The organism is Cobetia sp. BL01 (assembly GCF_056493605.1).
In genome coordinates, this window is sequence record NZ_JBVBEE010000006.1 from 115,248 (window position 1) to 139,630 (window position 24,383).

Here is a 24,383-nt window from a genome sequence, read left to right on the forward strand (position 1 = left end):
CATTGCGCGGATTTTCATGAGATACGCGGGGCGAAACGCCACGCCGACCCGTCAGTGATAAGGAAAGGTTTATGACTGAGTGGGGCATCCATAACGTTAGACGAATGGCTAAAACAGTTTTTAAACATCCGTATTAATTCCTTTTATAACAACAAGTTGCGTTGGTTGTTCGCGAGGGGGTTTTTCTATATTCTGGTCACAGCCAACCCCCGCTAAAATACCGGATGACACGCATGTCTGATGCCATGAAGAAAGCAGCACTGCAATATCACGCCGAACCGATTCCCGGAAAGCTGTCCATCGAGCTGACCAAGCCGACAGAAACTGCCAAGGACCTCGCGCTGGCCTACAGCCCGGGTGTAGCCGAGCCGTGCCGCGAGATTGCTGCCGATCCGGAAAATGCCTACCTGTATACCGGCAAGGGCAACCTGGTCGCCGTCATCTCCGATGGCACCGCCATCCTGGGGCTGGGCAATCTCGGGCCGCTGGCTTCCAAGCCGGTCATGGAAGGCAAGGGCGTGCTGTTCAAGCGCTTCGCTGGCATCAACTCCGTCGACGTCGAGATCGATGCGGAAAGCCCGCAGGCCTTCATCGATACCGTGCGTCGCATCCACACCACCTACGGTGGCATCAACCTGGAAGACATCAAGGCACCGGAGTGCTTCGAAGTCGAGCAGGCGTTGATCGAACAGTGCAACATCCCGGTCTTCCATGATGACCAGCACGGCACGGCCATCGTCACCGCTGCCGGCATGCTCAACGCACTCGATATCGCCGGCAAGTCCCTGGAAGACGCGCGTATCGTCTGCCTGGGCGCCGGTGCTGCCGCGATTGCCTGCATGAAGCTGCTGGTCTCCAGTGGTGCCAAGGTCGAGAACATCTTCATGCTCGATCGCAAGGGCGTGATCCACAGCGGCCGTGATGACCTGAACCAGTACAAGGCGATGTTCGCCACCGAGACCGAGCTGCGTACGCTGGATGATGTCATCGAAGGTGCGGATGTCTTCGTCGGCCTGTCCGGCCCCAACCTCTTGAAGGCCGAGCAGCTCAAGAAGATGGCTGACACGCCGATCGTGTTCGCGTGCTCCAACCCGGATCCGGAAATCCATCCGGATACTGCTCGCGAAGCGCGTCCGGACGTCATCATGGCGACAGGTCGCTCCGATTACCCGAACCAGGTCAATAACGTGCTGGGCTTCCCGTTCATCTTCCGCGGTGCGCTGGACGTGCGAGCCACACGCATCAATGAAGAGATGAAGCTGGCGGCCGTTCACGCGCTGAAGGACCTTGCTCGCGAGCCGGTCAGCCAGGACGTGCTGGATGCCTACGAGATCGACAGCCTCGAATTCGGTCCGGGGTACATCATCCCGACGCCGATGGATGCGCGTCTGCTCGAGCGTCTGCCGGCTGCCGTGGCGCAAGCCGCCATCGATTCCGGTGTTGCGCGCAAGCCCTATCCGGCGCATTACCCGCTGACCAATGCGGATCAGGTCTACGGTTAAGCGTCATCGGGCCCCGCTTGCGGGGTGCTGAAGAAAAAGCCCTCGTCGGAGATGTCCGGCGAGGGCTTTTTGCTGTCTGTCCAACAACTTTCAGTGGCGTACTAGAAGCTGTAGAGAATCGAGGCGGCGGTGGTGGTGTCGGTCTTGGCGTCCGTGTCATCCGGCGGGCTGGTGTTGTTCTTGATCTCGTGGGAGAGCTTCAAGGCCAGGCTGGAATTGATGGAGACGGTCAGTGCGGTATAGCTGCGGCTGATGATGTTGTCCCGGGTACCTTCCACCGAGAACTGCTGCTCGAAATTCGAGGTATCAGACAGCTGCCAACGATAGTCCATGGCCGTGTAGCCGAGGAGGTAGTTCTCGTGATCCCCCTCGGTGATATTGTCGTAGCGATAGCCCGGACCCGCCTCGACAGAGAGGTTGTGCTCAGGGCCTGACAGCAGGCGAATCCCGTACCCCCCGATGGAGGTGACTTGATCGTCATAGCCGGAGAAGCGCTCCTTCTCCCAGCGCAGCAGCCCGAAGGCATAGCGATCACGCCCCAGGTCATAGCGCTCACGCTGACCGATCAGGTACTGCTCGGTGGTGGTCTCGCCGCTGCTGGACACATGCTTGGCTTCCATGCGGAAGGTGTGGGTCCAGGGCTTGAGGTGCCAGGACAGGCGGGCCTTGCCCAGCAAGGTTTCGCTGTTCGAGTTGCCGGAGAGCTTGGTAAAGCCCAGCTCGGCCTGACCGCTGAATGGCTCGGAATCCTCGCTGGCGGCGGGGGGAGCGTAGAAGAGGTCATCATCGGCACTGGCCTCGCGAAGCGGGCTCAGGGCCAGACACAGCAGCAGGGTCATGCGCAGTGTGGGCAATGGGTGAAGCATGCAGACTCCGGGCATGGTGAAAGGGGGCATTGAAGGACAGCGAGGCCAGATGGATGAAAGAAGAGCGACCATGGGTCGCTCTTCTTTCACCTCACTGCGCGCGGTGTGGACGGGCGCAGGTGACCTGCTTCAGATCAGAAGATGGCCTCGAAAGTTCCGGTGCCTTCTGAGCCGCTCTGTTGCTCCAGCTCCTTGCGGATGGTGCGTTCCTTGTAGGGCGGCAGATTGTCCTTGCGGAACAGCTCGCTGACGCCGCCGGATTGACCACTGTGCAGGCGCTTGCCGGACTCCGGGTCGATGGTCGCGCTCACGATGTCATCGGGGCGCTCCATCCTGGCGGATGGCATGCCCTTGAGGGCGCCACGCATGTAGTCGACCCAGATGGGCAGCGCGGCCTGGGCACCGTACTCGGCGAGGGTGTCATTGGAGTCCTTGCCGACCCAGACGGTCGCGACCAGCTTGCTGTTGAAGCCGGAGAACCAGGCATCACGCTGGTCATTGGTGGTCCCTGTCTTGCCAGCCAGGTCATCGCGACCAAGCGTCAGGGCCCCACGGCCGGTGCCGCGCTTGATGACGTCTTCCATCATGTCACGGATCAGGTACATGGATTCCGGCGAGGCGATGCGCTCGGCCAGCGGATACTGACGGCCATCACGATTGACGGTCACCATGCCCGGCGTGCAGTTGGCGCAGGCGACGGCCGGATGAGCTTCGTAGTCGGTCTCGTCGTCACCGCGCGTGACGGTGTCGATGTACCAGGGTTCGACACGGAAGCCGCCGTTCGAGAGTACGGCGTAGGCACGGGCCATTTCCAGCGGTGTCAGCGAGGCGCTGCCCAGTGCCAGTGACAGACCGTTGGGCAGCTCTTCGCGCTTGAAGCCCACCTTGACGAGGAAGTCGAGCGTCTTCTCGAGACCGACGGTCTGCAGCAGTCGCACGGACACCAGGTTCAGGGAGCGATAGAGACCAACGCGGATCCGGGTCGGACCAGTGAACTTGCCGCCGGCGTTCTCCGGGCGCCATACCTTGTTGCCATCCTGCATGACCACCGGAGCATTGTTGATGATGGTCGCCGGTGACATGCCGCCCTGCTCGAGCCCCGAGAGGTAGATGAACGGCTTGAAGATGGAGCCGGCCTGACGACGTGCCTGTATCGCTCGATTGAACTTGCTGGCGGAATAGCTGAAGCCGCCCTGGAGTGCGAGGATGGCGCCACTTTCCGGGTCCAGTGAAACGATGGCCGACTGGGCATCCGGCAGCTGACCCAGGCGATAGCCATCATCTTCCTTGATGACGCGCACCAGATCGCCGACCTTGGCAATCTCGGCGGCAGAGCCGGGTACACCACCGCGCCAGCGGGAGCTCTTGTACTCGCGCGCCCATTTCAGACCGTCCCAGCCAATAGTGGCCAGGCTGGCGTCTGCCAGCAGGACCTTCATCTGCTTGCCATCATTTTCCACCACGATGGCGGCTTCGAGCGGGCCATAGTCCGGCGTGCGATCCAGCACTTTCAGCCAGTTGGAGACATCGCGGTCGATGCCCTCGATGCGCTTCTCGCTCTTCTGGGCGGCCTGTCTGGCCGTTTCCAGCACTTCGGGAGAGCGAGAGATCTCTTCTTCGAGGCCGGCCTGATCGGTCTGGTCCTGAGCTTCCGCCAGTGACGCCGCGATACCGGATTCCTCCACGCCACGCCAGCCATGGCGGGTGTCATAGTCGATCAGGCCCTTGATCAAGGCATCGCGAGCCTGCGGCTGCAGCTTGCTGTCCAGCGTCGTGGTGATGCGCACATTGTCGGTATATGCCTTGTCACCGAAACGATCGACCGCGAAGCTTCTGGCCATCTCTGCGACGTAGGGCGCCTCGACTTCCGGGCGCGTGTAATGGCGTGCCGCGGTGATCGGTGCCTTGACGGCCTCGTCATAGGCCTGAGGCTCGATATAGCCCAGTTCCTTCATGCGCAGCAGGATCCAGTTGCGACGGATCAGGGCGCGCTGAGGGTTGGTGAGCGGGTTGAAGCTGGAGGGGGCCTTGGGCAGGCCTGCCAGCATGGCCTGCTCGGCCAGGGTCAGTTCATCGAGAGACTTGTCATAGTAGGTGCGTGCCGCAGCCGCGATCCCGTAGGCGCGATGGCCCAGGAAGATCTTGTTGACGTAGAGCTCGAGGATCTCCTGCTTGGAGAGGATCTGCTCCATCTGCAGTGACAGCAGGATTTCGCGAATCTTGCGCGTGAACGTCTGATCCAGCGTCAGCAGGTAGTTGCGCGCGACCTGCATGGTGATGGTGCTGCCGCCCGATTGGATGCTGCCGCTGGAAGCCAGCTGGACGGCGGCACGCGCGAGGCCCTTGGGGTCGATGCCCGGGTGCGAGAAGAAATTGCTGTCCTCGGCCGCGAGCAGGGCGTCCACAAACGTCTCGGGGATCTCGTCGAAGGTGACCGGGATGCGGCGCTGGTCACCGTATTCGCCGATCAGCTTGCCGTCACGGGTGTAGATGCGCAGCGGCGTCTGCAGCTTGGTATCCTGCAATTGATGAACATCGGGCAGGCCAGGTGCGAAATACAGGGAGGCGCCGACGATGGCCAGCAATCCCGCAGCACACAGTGACAGCAGCAGCCAGAACACTGGCGAAAGTAGTCGTCTCAATAGCTTCATGGGCAAGACAGGGTCCGTGGGTAATGAAAGGCGGGTGGCTGCGGGGGGATTGGCAATTCCATTGCTGGGGCATTATAAGTAGCGGGTCCAGATGCGGCCAGCGTTGAACCCTGTCTTGCGCGTCTGTTGTGTTATTCTGCGAAACATAATGTAACCTCTCAGCAGAAGAGGGTGCCGCGGCGGTGCCGCACGGGAAGCGGCGGCCCGCCAGTCAGACGGGGTCGTCATCAGAGCAGGGGAATGCCAATTGCTGGGACTCAAATCCGCCGGCAAGGGACTGATTGGCGTCGATATCACATCGGCGACCGTCAAGCTCCTGGAGCTGTCCAGACACGGAAATCGATACCAGATCGATAGCTACGCGGTGCGCCCCTTGAAGGAAGGCGCAGTCGTCGAGCGGCGCATCCGCGACATGGATGAAGTCGTGCTGGCGATCAAGCGCGCGGTCGAGCAGGCCCAGCCGCGCTCGCGACGAGCCGTCGTGGCGGTGCCGGCCAGTGCCGCCATCACCAAGACATTGAGTTTTCCGACCAATCTGGCCGATGACGAGATCGAGCAGCGCATCGCGCTCGAATCCGAGAAGCATTTTCCCTTCCCGCTCAATGACGTGGCGTTCGACTTCCAGCATCTGGGGGTCAATGCCCGCAATCCTGATCAGCAGGATCTGCTGCTGGTGGCCTGTCGCAGCCTGGATGTCGATCAGCTCACCTCCGCGCTCGAGCAGGCCGGCCTTGAGCCGTCAGCGGTCGATGTCGAGACCTTTTCGCTGGAGCGTGCCTTCGGTGAATTGCGCCACCAGCTCCCCCCTACCTACGACAATGAAGAGTGCGTCGCGGTCGTCGATATCGGTGCCACCATGACGGCTTTTCATGTCATCCAGAATGGTCGCATCGTCTACAGCCGGGATGCCGTGTTCGGGGGGCGTCAGCTGACCGACGAGATCATGAACCGTTTCGATCTTTCCAATGACGAAGCGGGCCTGGCCAAGAAGCGTGGTGGTCTGCCGGACACCTATGACAGTGAAGTGCTGGATCCGTTCCGTGACACGCTCGTGCAGCAGATCGCGCGCTCCCTGCAGCTCTATTACACCGCCGGCAAGCGTCGTGAGGTCCAGCGCATTCTGCTGGGAGGAGGGACCGCCGCCATTCCCGGATTACGTGAGTCGCTGGCAGGGCACACCGGACTGGAAGTGATCATGGCCAATCCCTTCACGCACATGAGCGTCAACCCTCGAGTCGACATCCAGGCGCTGGCCGGTGATGCCCCTGCGATGTTGACGGCTTGCGGGCTTGCGATGAGGAAGCGCTCATGACCATCGAGATCAATCTGCTGTCGTGGCGTGAGGAGCGTCGCGAGAAGCGCAGCAAGCGCTTCTTCGGCATTCTGGCGCTGGCCGCCGTGGTGGGGGTGGGAGCCGGGTTTGGCATGAGCGAGTATTACCAGAGCCAGCTCGAGGCGCAGAAGCAGCGACATGCCTTCATCGAGAAGGAAATGGCGCGGCTGAATCGCGATATCAAGGAAGTCGAGGATATCGAGAGTCGGCGTGACCAGATGCTGGCGCAGATCGAGCTGATTCGCAGTCTGCAGTTCTCGCGCCCGGAAACGGTACGTGTCTTCAATCAGCTCGTTGCGACGCTGGTCGAGGGTGCCTGGTACCAGAGCATCAGTCGCAGCGGACGTCAGATCAAGGCCAACGGCATCGCGGAGAATACGCGTCAGGTGTCCGGTCTGATGCGCACGCTTGCGTCATCGGATGTCTTCGGTACGCCGACACTGTCCGACGTACAGAGCAGCGACGATGATCGTCGCAGCTTCAATATCATGATTCCCGAGACACCGACGGCCGTCGCTTCCAGTGCTGCCGATACGAAGGCCGCCAGGCAGGGAGGTCGGAAATGAGTTTCCTCAATGCCGAAGTGCGTCGTCTCAAGTCGACGGACTTCCAGGATCTCGACCTCAAGGAGGCGGGTATCTGGCCCGTCACCTTGCAGGTGGTGTTGGTGCTGATCGTCTTTGGTGCCCTGTTCTGGGCGTCCCACTGGTTCCTTGCGGCGCCCAAGGCCGAGGATCTTGAGCGCCTGCAAGCCAAGGAACGTCAGCTGCTGAGCCAGTTCGAGACCAAGGCCTTCAAGGCGGCCAATCTGCCCGTGATGCGTGAGCAGATGGCCGAGCTGGAGACGCGCATGGAACAGCTGCTCGAGATGCTCCCGACCGATGCCGAAGTGCCGGCTCTACTCGATGACATCAGCGAGACGGCCATCAACAATCAGCTGGAGGTGGAATACATTCGCCTCAAGCCGGCCCAGAATCGCGATTTCTACGTCGAACAGCCCTTCGATATCAAGGTGCGCGGCGATTACCACCGCATTGCCGCCTTCGTGTCAGGGGTCGCCGGGCTTTCGCGTATCGTGACGTTGCATGACTTCGTGCTGACACCGGTCTCGCAGGGTGAAGACCTGGAGTTGTCGCTGCTGGCCAAGACTTACAACTACCGCCAAGGCGCACCGTTGCCATCGGGAGGTAAATGATGAGTCTGACGACACGTCGCAAGCATGTCGTGCTGGGTGGTGCGGTGTTGCTGACACTGCTGGCCGGTTGTGGTGACCCGCAGCTGCCTGCGCTGGAGAGCGAGCTCGAGTCGCTCAGAGGGCGGCCGACGGGGCAGGTCAAGGACCTGCCGCCTCAGCCCGAGTATCATCCCGTGACGTACGACATGGCAGATGCTCGCAGTCCTTTCCAGTCGCGACTGCCGGAGCCGGAGGAGGAGCTCGCCATGGTGGACAATGGCGTGCGGCCGGATCTGGATCGCCCCCGCGAGCCTCTTGAGGCCTGGCCGATGGAGCAGCTCAGCATGGTGGGGACCCTGGATGTGGACGGCAGTCGCTCGGCGTTGATCTTGACGCCGGAGCAGGAGGTGCAGCGTGTGAGTGTCGGCGGACACATGGGGAGCAATTTCGGCCGCATCATTCGCATCGGTGATACTCAGCTGGACCTGGTGGAAATCGTGCCCAACGGTCAGGGCGGTTGGATCGAACGAACCCGCGCCATGGCATTGACTCAACCGGCAGATGCCAGCGGTTAGCGCGTGCTGGCGGCGCTGTCTGCAGAATCGTCACGGAAGATGAGCGGTCGATGACCGACACCATAATGCTTCGACAAGAATAAGGCGCGATCAGCTTCAATGGCTGGGCGGAGCCGCAGCGAGACAGGGGACAAGGGAACATGACGCGATTGCAACGAATGAGTCTGCTGGGGTTGGCGGCTTTCGGCAGCCTGATGGCGAGTGTGGCGCAGGCGGCCTCCACGCTGCAGGATCTGGAATTCACTTCGCTGGGTGGCGATCGGATGGAGCTCAAGCTCGATTTCGCCGGCGGGGTGCCTGAGGTCAAGGGATACCGGATCGAGACACCGCCGCGTATCACCATCGATCTCATGGATACCAGCAGTCAGCTGGACAAGCGCCGCTTCGAGCTCGGCCTCAATGGGGTCGAGGAGCTGGTGGCGCTGGAGGCCGGCTCGCGTACGCGCCTGGTCATGAAGCTCAGCCAGACCCGTCCCTATGTGACCCGTACCGAAGGCAATAGCCTCTATGTCATCGTCGGTGAGCAGGGCGGTCCGGTGGCCGCCGCCGCGTCAGGCCAGTCCGCGCAGCCGCAGCAGCAGGGTGGCGGACTGGAAGTCGCGGCGGAGCCTTCCGTCAGTGGTATCGATTTCCGTCGGGGCAGCGAGGGGGAAGGGCGTGTCGTGGTCAACTTCAATCGCGCCAATGTCGAGTCTCGCGTGACCGAGCGTGGCCGCAAGATCTATATCGATCTCAAGGGTGTCGCCCTGCCGCCAGAGCTGAATCAGGTGCTGGATGTCGGTGATTTCGCGACTCCGGTATCGAGGATCGATCCGCAGCGTACTCGTGATGGTGTGCGCCTGGTGGTGGATGCCAATGGCTACTACACCCAGTTGGCCACCCAGGCCGGCAACGAGCTGGTGCTTGAGGTCAAGCCGCTGACACGGGAAGAGCAGGCGGAGCGGATCAAGGACAAGTTCCCGTACACCGGCAAGAAGATCTCGCTGAACTTCCAGAATATCGAAGTGCGCTCGGTGCTGCAGATCATCGCGGACTTCACTGGGCTCAATCTGGTGGCCAGTGACAACGTCACCGGCAACGTGACCCTGAACCTCAAGGAAGTGCCCTGGGATCAGGCGCTGGACCTGGTGCTCAAGTCGAATGGCCTGGCCAGTCGCCGCATGGGCAACGTGCTGATGGTCGCGCCGGCGGAAGAGCTGGCGGCACTTGAGCGCAAGGAGCTGGAAGCCAATCAGCAGGTCAAGGAGCTGGCGCCCCTGACGACGGAGTACATTCAGGTGCGATATGCCAAGGCGGCGGACCTGGCGGCATTGCTGCGCGGTGAAGGCGGTATCGGCCTGCTCTCCGAGCGCGGTCGTGTCATGGTGGATGAGCGTACCAACACCATGTTGATCCAGGACACGCGCGACACTCTGGAGTCCATTCGCGGTACCCTCGAGTATCTCGACATTCCGGTGCGTCAGGTCCAGATTGAGGCGCGCATCGTGATCGCGCGCAGCAGCGTGTCGAGTGAAATCGGTGTCAACTGGGGGCTTTCCAACAGCAGCAACGGCAAGTTCGGCCTGGAAGGTGCGTCGACCGGCACGACCAGTGACGGTGGCCTGAGCGTCAATCTGGGTGACGACAGTGATCCGGGCAGCACCTTCAGCTTCGGTTACCTGTCCGGCGACATCCTGCTGGATCTGGAGCTTTCGGCGCTGGAAAGCGAAGGCAAGAGCCAGACCATCTCCCAGCCCAAGATCATCACCGCCAACCAGAAGAAGGCCGTCATCAAGCAGGGTCAGGAAATTCCCTACGAGGAGGCGACCTCCAGCGGCGCGACCAACATCGAGTTCAAGGAGGCGGTGCTGGCGCTGGAGGTCACGCCGCAGATCACCCCGGACAACCGCATCATCATGGATCTGTTGATCAACAATGACGACGTGTCCGATGACAGCTTCAATGGCGAGCCGGCCATCGATACCAATGAAATCGAGACTCAGGTGCTGGTCAATGATGGCGAGACGGTGGTGCTGGGCGGTATTCTGACCTCTGAACAGATACGCAGCGTCTTCAAGACACCTTTCCTGGGGGATCTGCCGGTGATCGGGAATCTCTTCCGCTATACCGAAGAGTCCAACGAGAAGGTAGAATTGCTGGTATTCATTACCCCGAAGATCATCGAGGACGGCCTGGCGGTGCGCTGATGCATGTGATTCCCAACGTATTCCTTGTCGGCCCCATGGGGGCCGGCAAGAGCACTATCGGCCGCCTGCTGGCGGCCGACTTGCATCGTGAATTTTGCGATAGCGACCACGTGATCGAAGATCGCTGCGGTGCCAGCATCCCCTGGATCTTCGATGTCGAGGGCGAGGCGGGCTTTCGCGGGCGCGAGCAGGCCGTGATTGACGAGCTGACCTCGCTGTCCGATGTCGTGATGGCCACCGGTGGCGGTGCCATCATGGCCGAAGCCAACCGGCGCGTGCTGCGAGAGCGCGGCACGGTGGTCTATCTCTATGCTCCGGTCGAGCAGCAGCTCAAGCGTGCCGGACGTGACCGCAATCGTCCTCTGCTCCAGCAGGATGACCCGGGGCGGGTGCTCAAGCGTCTCTTCGAGCTGCGAGACCCTCTCTATCGCGACACCGCGGATATCATCGTGCGTACCGATCGACGCAGCCCGCGTGCGGTCACCAACGAGATCCGGCGCCGGCTCAAGGCATTGTCAGACCCGCTCCACGTGCATGGCTAGACTCCCCTGGGGAGTCTGGCTCTCGCTTACATTCAGGCGCCGTCATTCGTTTCGCCGCAAGGAGAATCATCATGTCCCTGGCTCCCGCTCATCGTCTCGATGTCGCACTTGGCGAGCGTAGTTACCCCATTCACATCGGCCCGGGCCTGACGGCGCGAGGAGACCTCATTCGTGAGCATCTCGCCGGTCGTCAGGTGATGATCGTCACCAACACCGTGGTGGCGCCACTGTATCTGGAGGCGCTCAAGGCATCACTTGGCGATGGTCTGGATATTCGAGAGGTGATTCTCGAGGATGGCGAACAGACCAAGCACATGGCCAGTATCGGTCTGATCTGGGATGCCCTGCTCGAGGCCGGCTTCAATCGTCGTTGCACCTTGATCGCCCTCGGTGGGGGAGTCATCGGCGACATGACCGGTTTTGCCGCCGCCTGTTATCAGCGGGGGGCGGCCTTCATCCAGGTGCCGACCACGCTGCTGTCGCAGGTGGATTCCTCGGTGGGGGGCAAGACCGGCGTCAATCATCCGCGCGGCAAGAACATGCTGGGTGCCTTCTGGCAGCCGAGACTGGTGTTGATCGATACCTCAAGCCTCAGGACATTGCCGCAGCGTGAGCTGTCGGCGGGCATGGCCGAGGTCATCAAGTATGGCCTGCTGTGGGATGAAAGCTTCCTGAGCTGGCTGGAAGACAACATGCAGGCCTTGATGGCGCTGGATGAAACCTTGCTCGGAGAGGCCATCCGCCGCAGTTGTGCGATCAAGGCGGATGTCGTGGCGCAGGACGAGACCGAGCAGGGCGTGCGCGCACTGCTCAACCTCGGCCACACCTTCGGGCATGCCATCGAGACGGACCAGGGCTATGGCGTCTGGCTGCACGGTGAAGCCGTCGGCACCGGCATGCTGATGGCCGCTGAACTTTCGGCGCGCATGGGGTGGCTGTCGAGTGCCGATGTCGAGCGTATCGCCAAGGTGATCGGCAAGGCCGGTCTGCCGCTGCAAGCGCCGGAGGACATGGGGGTCGAGGACTTCCTGCGTCACATGCAGCTGGACAAGAAGAATGTCGATGGCCGTCTGCGTCTGATCCTGCTCGAGCGTATCGGGCGTGCGGTGATTACCGAAGAGGCGCCTGCCGGCCTGCTGGCGGACATGCTGGAGCACTGGCCGCGCAGCAGCCACTGATCCCTCGACCAGCCGTTGGCTGGTGCACGGAATCTGCTGCAGAAGAAAAGCCGTCACCTCAGGGTGGCGGCTTTTCTTTTTGTCGAGCGTCAGTGGGCACTTCAGGTGGACGTGCCCAGGGCGCATGTCCGATGTACGGGTCGGGTGTGCCGGTGAGTGTGCAGGACAAGTGCATTAGCGGGGCGTGATTCCTGAATTGGTATGCCGTATGCGTAATCGGTATGGGGAGAATTGAATAAAAACGCTGTTTTTTATTCATCCAAGACTAAAGTTGCAAGGCGAAACCCGCGAGGCATGTCTACCCGCTAAGCGCTTGAGCCTACAGGGTTTTTTGGAATGAGGTGTCTCTAACCTTCGGTTTTGTCAGGTTTTTTTGCCCGATGGGCGACCTGTGGAGAATTGCGCGGTGGGGAAGCGCGGGGATATGCTCGAGGGAAATCTGGCGTCGTGTTGCGACACTGATGGCGCCACTATCGGCAGGCATAAAAATAAAGATAACCGATAACTATAACCTCGAAAATGCTTGTTGAAAAGCATCTGGACACATGATTTCTCCGTGAGGCACGCCCATGAATAAAGGTCTCCACCAACCGGGAGAGTTCCGCGACAACTGCGGCTTCGGCTTGATCGCCCATATGGAAGGGCAGGCAAGCCATGAGCTGCTGCAGACTGCCATTGAATCCCTGACGTGCATGACTCACCGCGGTGGTATCGCTGCCGACGGCAAGACCGGTGATGGCTGCGGCCTGCTGCTCAAGATGCCGGATGGCTTCATGCGCCAGATCGCCCGAGAGACGCTCGGGCTCGAGCTGGGCGAGCGCTATGCCGTCGGTACGCTTTTCCTGCCGAATGATGACGCGCGTGAACAGGCCGCGCGTGATGCCTTCGAGTCCGCTCTGACGGCACGCAACCTCGAGGTGCTCGGCTGGCGTGACATGCCGGTGGATGACAGCGTGTGTGGCCCGATGGCCCGCGACTGCCTGCCGCGCATTCGTCAGGTCTTCGTTGCAGCTTCCAGTGAACGTACCGATATCGCCTTCAATGTCGACCTGTTCATGGCGCGCAGATACGCCGAGCAGGCGCTGAAGGGCGAAGAGGACTTCTACGTCTGCTCGCTGTCCGGCAAGGTCATCTCCTTCAAGGGTCTGGTGATGCCGGAAGACCTTCCGCGCTTCTACAAGGACCTGGGCGACCCGCGCCTCGAGACCGCGATCTGTGTCTTCCACCAGCGCTTCTCGACCAACACCGCGCCGCGCTGGCCGCTGGCCCAGCCGTTCCGCTTCCTCGCCCACAACGGCGAGATCAACACCATCGAGGCCAACCGTGGCTGGGCAAACGCGCGCAAGGAGAACTTCGTCTCCGAGCAGCTGCCCGAGATCGCCGAGCTGGACGAGATCGTCAACACGGTCGGCTCCGATTCCTCCAGCATGGACAACATGCTGGAAGTGCTGCTGACCGGTGGCATGGATATCTATCGCGCCATCCGCATGATGGTGCCGCCGGCCTGGCAGAACGTCGAGCAGATGGATTCCGACCTGCGGGCCTTCTACGAATACAATTCCATGCACATGGAAGCCTGGGATGGTCCGGCGGGCATCGTGCTCACCGATGGTCGCCACGCCGTGTGCATGCTGGACCGCAACGGTCTGCGTCCGGCGCGTTGGGTCATCACCCGCAATGGCTTCATCACGCTGGCCTCCGAGATCGGTACCTACGATTACAAGCCGGAAGATGTCGTCGCCAAGGGGCGTGTCGGGCCGGGGCAGGTGCTGGGTGTCGATACCGAGACCGGTGAAGTGCTGCACACCGATCAGGTCAGCGAGCGCCTCAAGGGGGCCCATCCCTACAAGCGCTGGTTGCGTGAAAATGCCAATTACCTCGAGTCCGCGCTGACCGAGCTGGCGCGTTTCCAGCCGATGGAAGCGGACACGCTGGACGTCTATCAGAAGATGTTCCAGGTCAGCTTTGAAGAGCGTGATCAGCTGCTGCGCCCGCTGGCCGAGAGCGGTCAGGAGGCGGTCGGCTCCATGGGGGATGACACCCCGATGGCCGTGCTGTCGCGCCAGAACCGCGTACTGACCGACTATTTCCGCCAGAAGTTCGCCCAGGTCACCAATCCGCCGATCGATCCGCTGCGCGAAGCGATCGTGATGTCGCTGGAGACCTGCTGTGGCGCCGAGCTCAACATCTTCGACGCGACGCCGGAACACGCGCATCGTCTGATCCTGACCACGCCGGTGCTGTCACCGCGCAAGTTCAATGCGCTGGTCAATCATGAGGACCCGGCGTTCACCTCCCAGACGCTCAAGCTGCACTATGACCCGAGTCAGGACTCTCTGAAGCAGGCGCTTCAGGGTATCTGTCAGCAGGCCGAGGAAGCGGCGCGCAATGGCAAGGTTATCCTGGTACTCAGCGACTGTGGCTTGAAGAAGGGACAGCTGCCGATCCATGCCGCACTGGCGACTGGCGCCATTCACCATCACCTCGGAGCACTGGCACTGCGTCCGCGCGTCAATCTGGTCATCGAGACCGGCTATGCGCGTGATGCACACCAGATGGCAGTGCTGTTCGGGGTTGGTGCCACGGCGGTCTACCCCTACCTTGCCTATCAGGTGATGGCCGACATGCATCGCACCGGCGAGCTGTCCGGCAACCCGGCCGATGCCCGCGAGAACTATCGCAAGGGCATGCAGAAGGGCCTCTACAAGATCCTGTCCAAGATGGGCATCTCGCACATCGGCTCCTACCGTGGCTCGCAGCTGTTCGAGGCCGTAGGGCTCAACAGTGAAGTCATGGACATGTGCTTCACCGGCATGGCCTCGCGCATCGAAGGCGCCGGCTTCGCCGAGCTGCAGTTCCAGCAGGAGCTGCTGGCGCGTGAAGCCTGGCTGCCGCGCAAGCGCATCAAGCAGGGCGGTCTGGTCAAGTACGTGCACGGTGGTGAGTACCACGCCTACAACCCTGACGTGGTGATGAAGCTGCAGCAGGCCGTGCAGCAGGGGGACTACGGCAAGTGGAAGGAATTCGCGCGCCTGGTCAACGAGCGTCCGGTCGCGACCATTCGCGATCTGTTGAGCCTCAAGCCCGTGGCCGAGCCGCTGCCGCTTGAGGAAGTCGAGTCCGTCGAATCACTGCTGCCGCGCTTCGACAGCGCCGGCATGTCTCTCGGCGCGCTGTCTCCCGAGGCACATGAGGCGCTGGCGCAGGCCATGAACGAGGCCGGCGGGCGCTCCAACTCCGGTGAGGGCGGTGAAGACCCGGCACGCTACGGTACCGTGCGCTCCTCCAAGATCAAGCAGATCGCGTCCGGGCGTTTCGGTGTCACGCCGGCGTACCTGGTCAATGCCGAGGTACTGCAGATCAAGGTCGCACAGGGCGCCAAGCCCGGTGAGGGCGGTCAGCTGCCGGGCGGCAAGGTCAACGACCTGATCGCACGTCTGCGCTACGCCGTGCCGGGGGTGACACTGATCTCGCCGCCGCCGCACCATGACATCTATTCCATCGAGGATCTGGCACAGCTGATCTTTGACCTGAAACAGGTCAATCCGTCAGCGCAGGTCTCGGTCAAGCTGGTCTCCGAGCCCGGTATCGGCACCATCGCCACCGGTGTCGCCAAGGCCTATGCCGACCTGATCACCGTCTCCGGCTACGACGGTGGCACCGCGGCCAGCCCGATCACCTCGATCAAGCATGCCGGTTCCCCGTGGGAGCTGGGGCTGCCCGAGGTGCACCAGGCGCTGCGCATCAATCAGTTGCGTCACAAGATTCGTCTGCAGACGGATGGCGGTCTCAAGACCGGTCTGGATGTGGTCAAGGCGGCGATTCTGGGGGCCGAGAGCTTCGGCTTCGGGACGGCACCGATGGTGGCGCTGGGCTGCAAGTACCTGCGTATCTGTCACCTGAACAACTGTGCCACCGGTGTCGCGACCCAGCACCAGGCGCTGCGTGATGAGCATTTCCGCGGCACCGTCGAGATGGTCAAGCACTACTTCCGCTTCATCGCTGAAGAGGTGCGCGAGCTGATGGCGCTGCTGGGCGTGCGCCAGATCACCGACCTGATCGGTCGTACCGATCTGCTCGAAGTGCTGGAAGGCGAGACCAACGCGCAGCGTCGTCTCGACCTCACGCCGTTGCTGGGCAATGACTTCGTGCCCGAGGACGCGCCGCAGTTCTGCCAGGTCAGCCGCAACGAGCCGCATGACCCCGGCGCCAAGAACCTCGAGATGCTGGCGGCGATGGAGTCGGCGATCGACAGCCGCAGCGGTGGCGAGTTCAGCTTCCATGTCACCAACTGCGATCGCTCCATCGGGGCGCGCGTCTCCGGTGAGATCGCCAAGCGATATGGCGAGGCAGGACTGGCGGGCTCGCCGCTCAAGGTCAGCCTGACCGGCGTGGCAGGGCAGAGCTTCGGGGTCTGGAATGCGCATGGCCTCGAGATGCATCTGGAAGGCGATGCCAACGATTACGTCGGCAAGGGCATGAATGGCGGCAAGCTGACCATCGTGCCGCCGCGCGGCTCGCGCTTCGAGAGCCACAAGACGGCCATCATCGGCAACACCTGCCTGTATGGGGCGACCGGCGGCAAGTTGTACGCCGCGGGAACTGCCGGCGAGCGCTTCGCGGTGCGCAACTCCGGTGCGCATGCCGTCATCGAAGGGGCGGGCGATCACTGCTGTGAGTACATGACCGGCGGGCTGGTCTGCGTGCTGGGCGAAACCGGCGTCAACTTCGGTGCAGGCATGACCGGCGGCTTCGCCTATGTACTGGACGAGAGTCGAGACTTCGTCGACAAGTACAACCACGAGCTGGTGGAAATCCACCGTATCAATACCGAAGCCATGGAGGCCTATCGTCGCCATCTGCGCGAAGTGATCGAGGAATACGTGGCCGAGACCGGCTCCGAGCGCGGTCGCAACATCCTGCGTGATTTCCCTGACTTCGTGCGTCACTTCTGGTTGGTCAAGCCCAAGGCGGCAAGCCTGGGTGGATTGCTCGATCAGTCCCGGCGTCAGCCGGAGTGACCGCATCCCTCACCCTGGCAAGCCCTGGGTGAGGGCCCGCACCGCGACGGTGCCCGGATTTTGAGAGAGGATTCATCATGGCCAATCAGCTCGCCAACGACTTCCAGTTCATCGATGTGGGTCGTCAGGACCCGCAGAAGAAAGATGCTCGCGTGCGTGCCCGCGAGTTCAACGAGATATACGCCGAGTTCAAGCCGGTGGAAGCGGCCAGTCAGGCGCATCGCTGCCTGGGTTGCGGCAACCCCTACTGCGAGTGGAAGTGTCCGGTACACAACTACATCCCCAACTGGCTGAAGCTGGTCTCCGAGGGCAACATCCTCGAGGCTGCGGAGCTTTCGCACCAGACCAACTCGCTGCCCGAAGTCTGTGGGCGCGTCTGCCCGCAGGATCGTCTCTGTGAAGGCGACTGCACCCTGAATGATGGCTTCGGTGCCGTCACCATCGGTTCGGTCGAGAAGTACATCACCGACACCGCCTTCGCGATGGGTTGGCGCCCCGACATGTCCAAGGTCAGCTGGACGGACAAGCGCGTCGCCATCATCGGTGCCGGCCCGGCGGGTCTGGGTGCCGCCGATATCCTGGTGCGCAACGGTGTGCGTCCGGTGATCTATGATCGCCATCCGGAGATCGGTGGGTTGCTGACCTTCGGTATCCCGGAGTTCAAGCTCGAGAAGGGCGTGATGACGCGCCGCCGCGAGATCTTCGAAGAGATGGGCATGGAGTTCCGTCTCAATGTCGAGGTCGGTCGTGACATCGGCTTCGATGCCCTGCTCGAGGAATACGATGCCGTCTTCCTGGGCATGGGCACCTACAACGCCATGAGCGGCGGTTTCCCGGGCGAGGATCTTCCGGGAGTTCACAAGGCGCTCGACTTCCTGATCGCCAACGTCAATCACTGCCTGGGCTTCGAGAAGGACCCGGCCGATTACGTCTCGATGGAAGGCAAGAAGGTCGTGGTGCTCGGCGGTGGTGATACCGCGATGGACTGCAACCGCACCTCCATTCGTCAGGGCGCCGATACCGTGACCTGTGCCTACCGTCGCGACGAGGCCAACATGCCGGGCTCGCGTCGTGAGGTGACCAATGCTCGTGAGGAAGGCGTCGACTTCCTGTTCAATCGCCAGCCGGTGGCGGTGGTCGGTGAGGGCAAGGTCGAGGGCGTCAAGGTCGTGCGTACCCGCATGGGTGAACCGGACGCCAACGGGCGCCAGCGCCCGGAAGTGGTGCCGGGTTCCGAAGAGATCCTGCCGGCGGATGCCGTCATCGTCGCCTTCGGCTTCCAGGCCAGTCCTGCACCGTGGTTCACCGATTTCGATATCGGGGTCGATGAGCGTGGGCGCATCGCGACCAGTGCCGAGCGACTCGCCTTCCAGACCACCAATCCCAAGGTGTTCGCCGGTGGTGACATGGTGCGCGGTTCCGATCTGGTGGTGACCGCCATTGATGAAGGTCGCCGGGCCGCAGAAGGGATTCTCGATTTCCTGGAAGTGTAAGGAGATCGCAGTATCACGTATCAGGCCCGCCATGGCGGGCCTGATACGTTGGGCGGGTGCCCGTGGCGGCGTCACCAAGGATGGATGGAGTGGCAATCAAATTGAGCCGGAGCAGCCTTTCCGCTAGACTGGCGACCCATCCTGATCCGTTCCCCCGGATCTCTCCTACAGCTCACGTTTTCGGCAGGTTTCCATGACACGATTTATCTTCGTGACGGGCGGCGTTGTTTCCTCGCTTGGCAAGGGCATCGCATCCGCTTCGCTGGCGGCTATTCTCGAGGCCCGTGGCCTCAAGGTCACCATTCTCAAGCTGGATCCGTACATCAACGTCGATCCGGGCACCATGAGCCCGTTCCAGCACGGCGAAGTCTTTGTCACTGAAGATGGCGCGGAAACCGATCTGGACCTCGGTCACTACGAGCGTTTCATCCGCTCGCGCATGACCCAGGGCAACAACTTCACCACCGGCCGTGTCTACGAGCACGTGCTGCGCAAGGAGCGCCGCGGCGACTACCTGGGTGGAACGGTTCAGGTCATCCCGCACATCACCGACGAGATCAAGCGTCGCGTGATCGCTGGCGGTGAAGGCTATGACGTCGCGCTGGTCGAGATCGGTGGCACCGTCGGTGACATCGAGTCCCTGCCATTCCTGGAGTCGATCCGTCAGTTGCGCGCCCAGCTGGGTAGCGAGCGTGCCATCTTCATGCACCTCACGCTGGTGCCGTACATCAAGACGGCTGGTGAGACCAAGACCAAGCCGACCCAGCACAGCGTCAAGGAGCTGCGCTCCATCGGTATCCAGCCGGATATCCTGATCTGCCGCAGCGAAGTCGAGATCGAGGAAAGCGAGCGTCGCAAGATCTCGCTGTTCACCAATGTCGAGGAACGTGCTGTCGTGTCGCTGCAGGATGCCGACACCATCTATCGTATTCCGCTGATGTTGCATGAAGCCGGTCTCGATGAGATTGTCTGCGACAAGCTGCGCCTGGAGGCCAAAGAGGCCGACATGTCCGAGTGGGTGTCGGTACTGGATGCCAAGCTCAACCCGCTCAAGACCATCAACATCGCGATGGTCGGCAAGTACATGGAGCTGCTGGACGCCTACAAGTCCCTGAACGAGGCACTGATTCATGCCGGTATCCAGGGACGTGTGAAGGTCAACGTCGACTTCATCGATTCCGAAGAGATCGAGCGCAACGGTACCGATCGTCTGATCGGCAAGGACGCGGTTCTAGTGCCGGGCGGTTTCGGCGAGCGGGGTGTGGAAGGCAAGATCGCCACCGCACGCTTCGCACGTGAGAACAAGGTGCCGTATCTGGGTATCTGTCTGGGCATGCAGGTCGCGGTCATCGAGTTTGCCCGCAACGTGGCCGGCTGGACTGATGCGAACTCCACCGAGTTCACTCACGACACCCAGCACCCGGTGGTCGGTCTGATCACTGAATGGCTGACGCCGGAAGGCAAGATCGAGACCCGTGACGCGGCATCCGACCTGGGTGGCACCATGCGTCTGGGCGGTCAGGCCTGTCGTCTGCTCAACGGCTCCAAGGCGCATCAGGCCTATGGCAGCGATGAGATCGTCGAGCGTCACCGCCACCGCTATGAGGTCAACGACCAGTTCGTGCCGGCGCTGGAAGAAGCCGGTCTGATCTTCTCGGGCCGCAGCGTCGACAACTCGCTGGTCGAGATGGTCGAGCTGCCGGACCACCCGTGGTTCGTGGCGTGTCAGTTCCACCCGGAGTTCACTTCCACCCCGCGTGATGGTCACCCGCTGTTCTCCGGCTTCGTGAATGCGGCGCTCAATCACAAGGCGGCGCGGACTCGCGGCGAGTGATAGGGTGATCGCCGGGCGTCACGCCAGAGTGGCGCCCGTGGGTCTTTTCCGCGGCGGCTCATCAAGAATGTCCGGCAGGCAAGGGCATCGCGGCTGAGCCGCCGGTGGGCAACGTTTTTGATGGACGGTGCAGTGATGAGCAACGAACAACGCGTGATCGAATTTGCAGGCCTGCAAGTCGCCAATGATCGGCCGATGACGCTTTTCGGTGGCATGAACGTGCTGGAATCGCGTGAGCTGGCACTGGAGGTCGCCGAACAATACGTCGAGGTGACATCGCGCCTCGGCATGCCGTACGTCTTCAAGGCCAGCTTCGACAAGGCCAATCGCAGCTCCATGCACTCCTATCGCGGGCCGGGGATGGAGAAGGGTCTCGAGATCCTCGCCGAGATCAAGTCGCGCTTTGGCGTGCCGATCATCACTGACGTCCACGAGCCTCATCAGGCAGCTGCCGTGGCCGAAGTGGCCGATGTCATCCAGCTGCCCGCCTTCCTGGCGCGCCAGACGGATCTGGTCGTGGCCATGGCGCGCACCGGTGCCGTCATCAACGTCAAGAAGCCGCAGTTCCTGGCCCCGCACGAAATGCGCCATATCGTCGCCAAGTGCGGTGAAGCGGGCAATGACCGGATTCTGCTGTGCGAGCGCGGCTCCAGCTTCGGCTACAACAATCTGGTGGTCGACATGCTCGGCATGGCCGAGATGAAGGATACGGGGCTGCCGGTGCTGTTCGATGTCACCCACTCGCTGCAACGCCCGGGTGGGCGGGCCGATTCTGCCGGTGGTCGTCGTGAGCAGGTCTTCGATCTGGCCCGTTCCGGCGTGGCGCTGGGGCTGGCAGGCCTGTTCCTCGAGGCACATCCGGACCCGGACAACGCCAAGTGTGACGGCCCCTGCGCATTGCCGCTGGATCAGCTCGAACCCTTCCTGCGCCAGTTGCAATCGCTGGATTCGCTGGTGAAGGGCTTTGCGCCGCTGGATATTCGCTGAACATGACTACTGGCCGTTCACTACCCTGTGAGCGGCCTTTTTGCGCTATGGGCAAGATGCCCGTCGTGGTGTTTCAATCCCCCGTGTAGAGGACGACACAAGATGGCCAATATCGTCGAAATCCGCGCCCTTGAGGTGCTCGATTCCCGTGGTAACCCGACCGTACAGGCCGAGGTCGTGCTGGAAGGTGGACAACGTGCCAGCGCCTGCGCGCCTTCCGGTGCCTCCACCGGTTCGCGCGAAGCGCTGGAATTGCGTGATGGCGACAAGAGCCGTTATCTGGGCAAGGGTGTGCTGAAGGCAGTCGAAGCCGTCAATGGCCCGATCCGCGAGCGTCTCGTGGGCATGGATGCACTGGACCAGCGTGCGCTGGATGACGCCATGCTGGCGCTGGATGGCACCGAGAACAAGGAATCGCTGGGTGCCAATGCGATCCTCGCGGTCTCCCTGGCCGCTGCCAAGGCAGCTGCCCAGGCCAAGGGCATCGAGCTCTACGCTCACATCGCCGAGCTCTACGGTCAGCCGGGCAAGTACTCCATGCCGGTGCCGATGATGAACATCATCAATGGCGGCGAGCATGCCGACAACAATGTCGACATCCAGGAGTTCATGGTCCAGCCGGTCGGCGCGCCGACCTTCCGTGAAGCGCTGCGCACCGGCGCCGAGATCTTCCACGCGCTCAAGAAGGTCCTGCAAGGCCGCGATCTGAGCACATCCGTGGGCGACGAAGGTGGTTTCGCACCGAACCTTGCCTCCAATGCCGAAGCGCTGGCGGTCATCAAGCAGGCGGTCAGCGATGCGGGCTACACGCTGGGCACTGACGTGACCCTGGCGCTGGATTGTGCCTCCTCCGAGTTCTACAAGGATGGCCAGTACAATCTGTCTGGTGAAGGCAAGAGCTTCGATGCACGTGGTTTCGTCGACTACCTGGCCGAGCTGGCGGACGAATACCCCATCGTGTCCATCGAAGACGGCATGGACGAGTCTGACTGGGAAGGCTGGAAACTGCTGACCGACAAGCTCGGCGACAAGGTGCAGCTGGTCGGTGATGACCTGTTCGTCACCAATACGCGCATCCTGAGCCGTGGTATCGATGAAGGCATCGGCAACTCCATCCTGATCAAGTTCAACCAGATCGGTTCACTGTCCGAGACCCTGGATGCGATCAAGATGGCGCAGGCCGCTGGCTTCACTGCGGTCATCTCCCACCGCAGTGGCGAGACCGAAGACACCACCATCGCCGACCTCGCCGTGGGTACCTGTGCCGGGCAGATCAAGACCGGCTCTCTGTGCCGCTCTGACCGTGTCGCCAAGTACAACCGCCTGCTGGTGATCGAGCAGCAGCTGGGCGATGTCGCCTACAATGGCCTGAAAGAGATCAAGGGCCAGTAAGCAGGCGACAGGCTTGTGGATGCCGTCTTGGTCGTCGGCATCCACAACGCTTCCACATGACGGGGTCGTACCTTCGGGTACGGCCCCGTCGTGCGTTACACGTGCTGTCCGCGCAGGTTGCGTCTCAAGTACGTGGACTTTCCCCATCTCTGCAGTCAGTTCATGTAAGCCTTTTCCTACAAGATATGCAGGACATAGAGGATAACTGCTGCACTCCGGATACGTGTTCAATCGTATGTTTTTCTATAGATCACTGTTTTACAACAGTTTTATCTAAAAGCTTCCTTGTTTGTCCCGATGCGTCTGAGCGGTTTGGCTAGTTGCCTGATGACGGCTTGCTGACCAGAATAGCGTCATGGAAGCGGGATGCGGCGGGACACCGCACCTTTGAGCAGGATGCTCTTGATGATCTTCCAGGGAGTACGTCGGGCAGGATGCCCGACTCGTCTGAACAGGATGTTCAGCGAACAGGAACCGTCAAGGATGACGGAAGCAGCAGCACTGCATGGCATCTTGCCCGAGGAGCGGGCAGGAATTGGCCAGGGACCACGGATGAATGGCCAGGTACAGGAAGTACCGGATCAGGAAGATCCAGAGTGACGGTATCGTCATTGGCAGCGGACGCGCAATCACGACAGGGATGGTTGATGGGTCTCGACCCGATATGCAGTCAGGAAGCTCGCCTTCACAGGAGTGACGGATGACGGGACATCATCCGTGTCAGGCAGACGAGGCAATCAGCGGCAGAATCTCGACGGCAGGATGCCGAGGCAAGGATGTCAGATCACGGAACATCATGAGACTGTCAGCTGAGGCAGGTCAGGAGCGGCACGGGCAGGATGCCGGGCAATGCATCTGCGATGCAGTTGCATGAGCAGGACAGCAGGGCAGGCAATAAGCAGAAACGGGCATTGTGGTGGGACAGCTGCGCAAGCAGTGCCACAATGCCCCATGCGTGACGGTGCGCTCTGAATGGCAGGATGCCATGACGGGCAGGGACAGCACCCAGGAACACGATCCAGGACGGATCGACAGGGACACGCTTGGAGCGGGCGACCTTTCGGGGTTGCCCTTTTTTGTGCCTTTTTTTCGGCCCCACCCGCCGGGCTGGCTGACCATGAGCGCTCAAGACGAAGACGGCAGCCACCCCTGAGGGAGTGGCTGCCGTCTTGATGAGAACCTGGTGCTTGCCCGGTCAGGTCGGGCAGAGCATTTACTGCTCCAGGTATTCGAGCTTGCCTTCGACACCATCCCACTTCTCGGCGTCTTCCATGGCGTCCTTCTTCTCGCTGATGTTCGGCCACACTTCGGCCAGATCGGCATTCAGCTCGATGAATTCCTTCTGATTCTCCGGCACTTCGTCCTCGGAGAAGATGGCTTCCGCGGGACACTCCGGCTCGCACAGAGCGCAGTCGATGCACTCGTCCGGGTTGATGACCAGGAAGTTGGGGCCTTCATAGAAGCAATCGACCGGGCAGACCTCCACGCAGTCAGTGTATTTGCAGCGGATGCAGTTCTCGGTGACGATGAATGCCATCTGGGTCTCCTGACGCGGGTCGGCGTCTCTCGTAGGTCGTGGTCCAGCGCCACTCTGTGCCGTCTGAGCGGCATCTTGAGTTTCAGGTTATAAGCGGCGCGAGTGTTATAAG

16 protein-coding genes are annotated in these 24,383 nt (G+C 61.6%); 13 read left to right on the forward strand and 3 right to left on the reverse strand.

The window, feature by feature from the left end; all coding sequences use genetic code 11:
- Positions 1–233: 233 nt before the first annotated feature.
- Positions 234–1,502, forward strand: a complete 1,269-nt coding sequence (locus tag ACZYGA_RS12220; RefSeq protein WP_077377933.1) for a malic enzyme-like NAD(P)-binding protein — start codon at positions 234–236, stop codon at positions 1,500–1,502.
- A gap of 101 nt (positions 1,503–1,603) precedes the next feature.
- On the opposite strand, the gene ACZYGA_RS12225 is transcribed toward ACZYGA_RS12220, so the two are convergent.
- Positions 1,604–2,368 (reverse strand): DUF481 domain-containing protein, encoded by a 765-nt coding sequence (locus tag ACZYGA_RS12225; RefSeq protein ID WP_103751453.1) that lies wholly within the window; start codon positions 2,366–2,368, stop codon positions 1,604–1,606.
- 134 nt (positions 2,369–2,502) lie between these two features.
- Positions 2,503–5,019 carry a penicillin-binding protein 1A gene (locus ACZYGA_RS12230; RefSeq protein WP_077377936.1) on the reverse strand — a complete coding sequence of 839 codons (2,517 nt, stop codon included), beginning with the start codon at positions 5,017–5,019 and terminating at the stop codon, positions 2,503–2,505.
- Positions 5,020–5,266: 247 nt separating this feature from the next.
- On the opposite strand from ACZYGA_RS12230, the gene pilM reads away from it, so the two are divergent.
- From pilM to eno, 12 genes are all read left to right on the forward strand, one after another.
- Positions 5,267–6,331: a type IV pilus assembly protein PilM gene (gene pilM / locus ACZYGA_RS12235; protein WP_103751454.1), complete on the forward strand. Its 1,065-nt coding sequence runs from the start codon at positions 5,267–5,269 to the stop codon at positions 6,329–6,331.
- A complete protein-coding gene (locus ACZYGA_RS12240) occupies positions 6,328–6,918 on the forward strand; it encodes a PilN domain-containing protein (RefSeq protein WP_404626327.1) in 591 nt (196 codons plus the stop codon). The genes pilM and ACZYGA_RS12240 overlap by 4 nt, the downstream gene beginning before the upstream one ends.
- On the forward strand, positions 6,915–7,547 hold the full coding sequence (locus tag ACZYGA_RS12245) for a type IV pilus inner membrane component PilO (protein WP_077377942.1): 633 nt from the start codon (positions 6,915–6,917) through the stop codon (positions 7,545–7,547). The genes ACZYGA_RS12240 and ACZYGA_RS12245 overlap by 4 nt, the downstream gene beginning before the upstream one ends.
- Positions 7,547–8,101 (forward strand): pilus assembly protein PilP, encoded by a 555-nt coding sequence (locus ACZYGA_RS12250; protein ID WP_170212622.1) that lies wholly within the window; start codon positions 7,547–7,549, stop codon positions 8,099–8,101. Before ACZYGA_RS12245 ends, ACZYGA_RS12250 begins: the two co-directional genes overlap by 1 nt.
- Before the next feature lie 140 nt (positions 8,102–8,241).
- Positions 8,242–10,287, forward strand: a complete 2,046-nt coding sequence (locus tag ACZYGA_RS12255) for a type IV pilus secretin PilQ (protein ID WP_077377948.1) — start codon at positions 8,242–8,244, stop codon at positions 10,285–10,287.
- Positions 10,287–10,829: a shikimate kinase AroK gene (gene aroK, locus ACZYGA_RS12260; protein WP_077377951.1), complete on the forward strand. Its 543-nt coding sequence runs from the start codon at positions 10,287–10,289 to the stop codon at positions 10,827–10,829. Before ACZYGA_RS12255 ends, aroK begins: the two co-directional genes overlap by 1 nt.
- A gap of 71 nt (positions 10,830–10,900) precedes the next feature.
- Positions 10,901–12,007: a 3-dehydroquinate synthase gene (gene aroB / locus ACZYGA_RS12265; protein WP_084207838.1), complete on the forward strand. Its 1,107-nt coding sequence runs from the start codon at positions 10,901–10,903 to the stop codon at positions 12,005–12,007.
- Positions 12,008–12,576: 569 nt separating this feature from the next.
- Complete coding sequence (gltB, locus tag ACZYGA_RS12270) at positions 12,577–17,028, forward strand: glutamate synthase large subunit (RefSeq protein ID WP_084207839.1); 4,452 nt, start codon at positions 12,577–12,579, stop codon at positions 17,026–17,028.
- A gap of 77 nt (positions 17,029–17,105) precedes the next feature.
- The gene (locus ACZYGA_RS12275; protein ID WP_084207840.1) at positions 17,106–18,521 is read left to right on the forward strand and encodes an FAD-dependent oxidoreductase; all 1,416 of its coding nucleotides are present in this window, start codon (positions 17,106–17,108) and stop codon (positions 18,519–18,521) included.
- A gap of 193 nt (positions 18,522–18,714) precedes the next feature.
- Complete coding sequence (locus tag ACZYGA_RS12280) at positions 18,715–20,355, forward strand: CTP synthase (protein WP_077377963.1); 1,641 nt, start codon at positions 18,715–18,717, stop codon at positions 20,353–20,355.
- A 135-nt stretch (positions 20,356–20,490) separates the two neighbouring features.
- A complete protein-coding gene (kdsA, locus tag ACZYGA_RS12285) occupies positions 20,491–21,342 on the forward strand; it encodes a 3-deoxy-8-phosphooctulonate synthase (RefSeq protein WP_077377966.1) in 852 nt (283 codons plus the stop codon).
- A gap of 102 nt (positions 21,343–21,444) precedes the next feature.
- Entirely contained in the window at positions 21,445–22,734 is a 1,290-nt protein-coding gene (gene eno / locus ACZYGA_RS12290) for a phosphopyruvate hydratase (RefSeq protein WP_077377968.1), read from the forward strand.
- 1,213 nt (positions 22,735–23,947) lie between these two features.
- On the opposite strand, the gene fdxA is transcribed toward eno, so the two are convergent.
- Positions 23,948–24,271: a ferredoxin FdxA gene (gene fdxA, locus ACZYGA_RS12295; RefSeq protein WP_077377971.1), complete on the reverse strand. Its 324-nt coding sequence runs from the start codon at positions 24,269–24,271 to the stop codon at positions 23,948–23,950.
- Between the last annotated feature and the right edge of the window lie 112 nt (positions 24,272–24,383).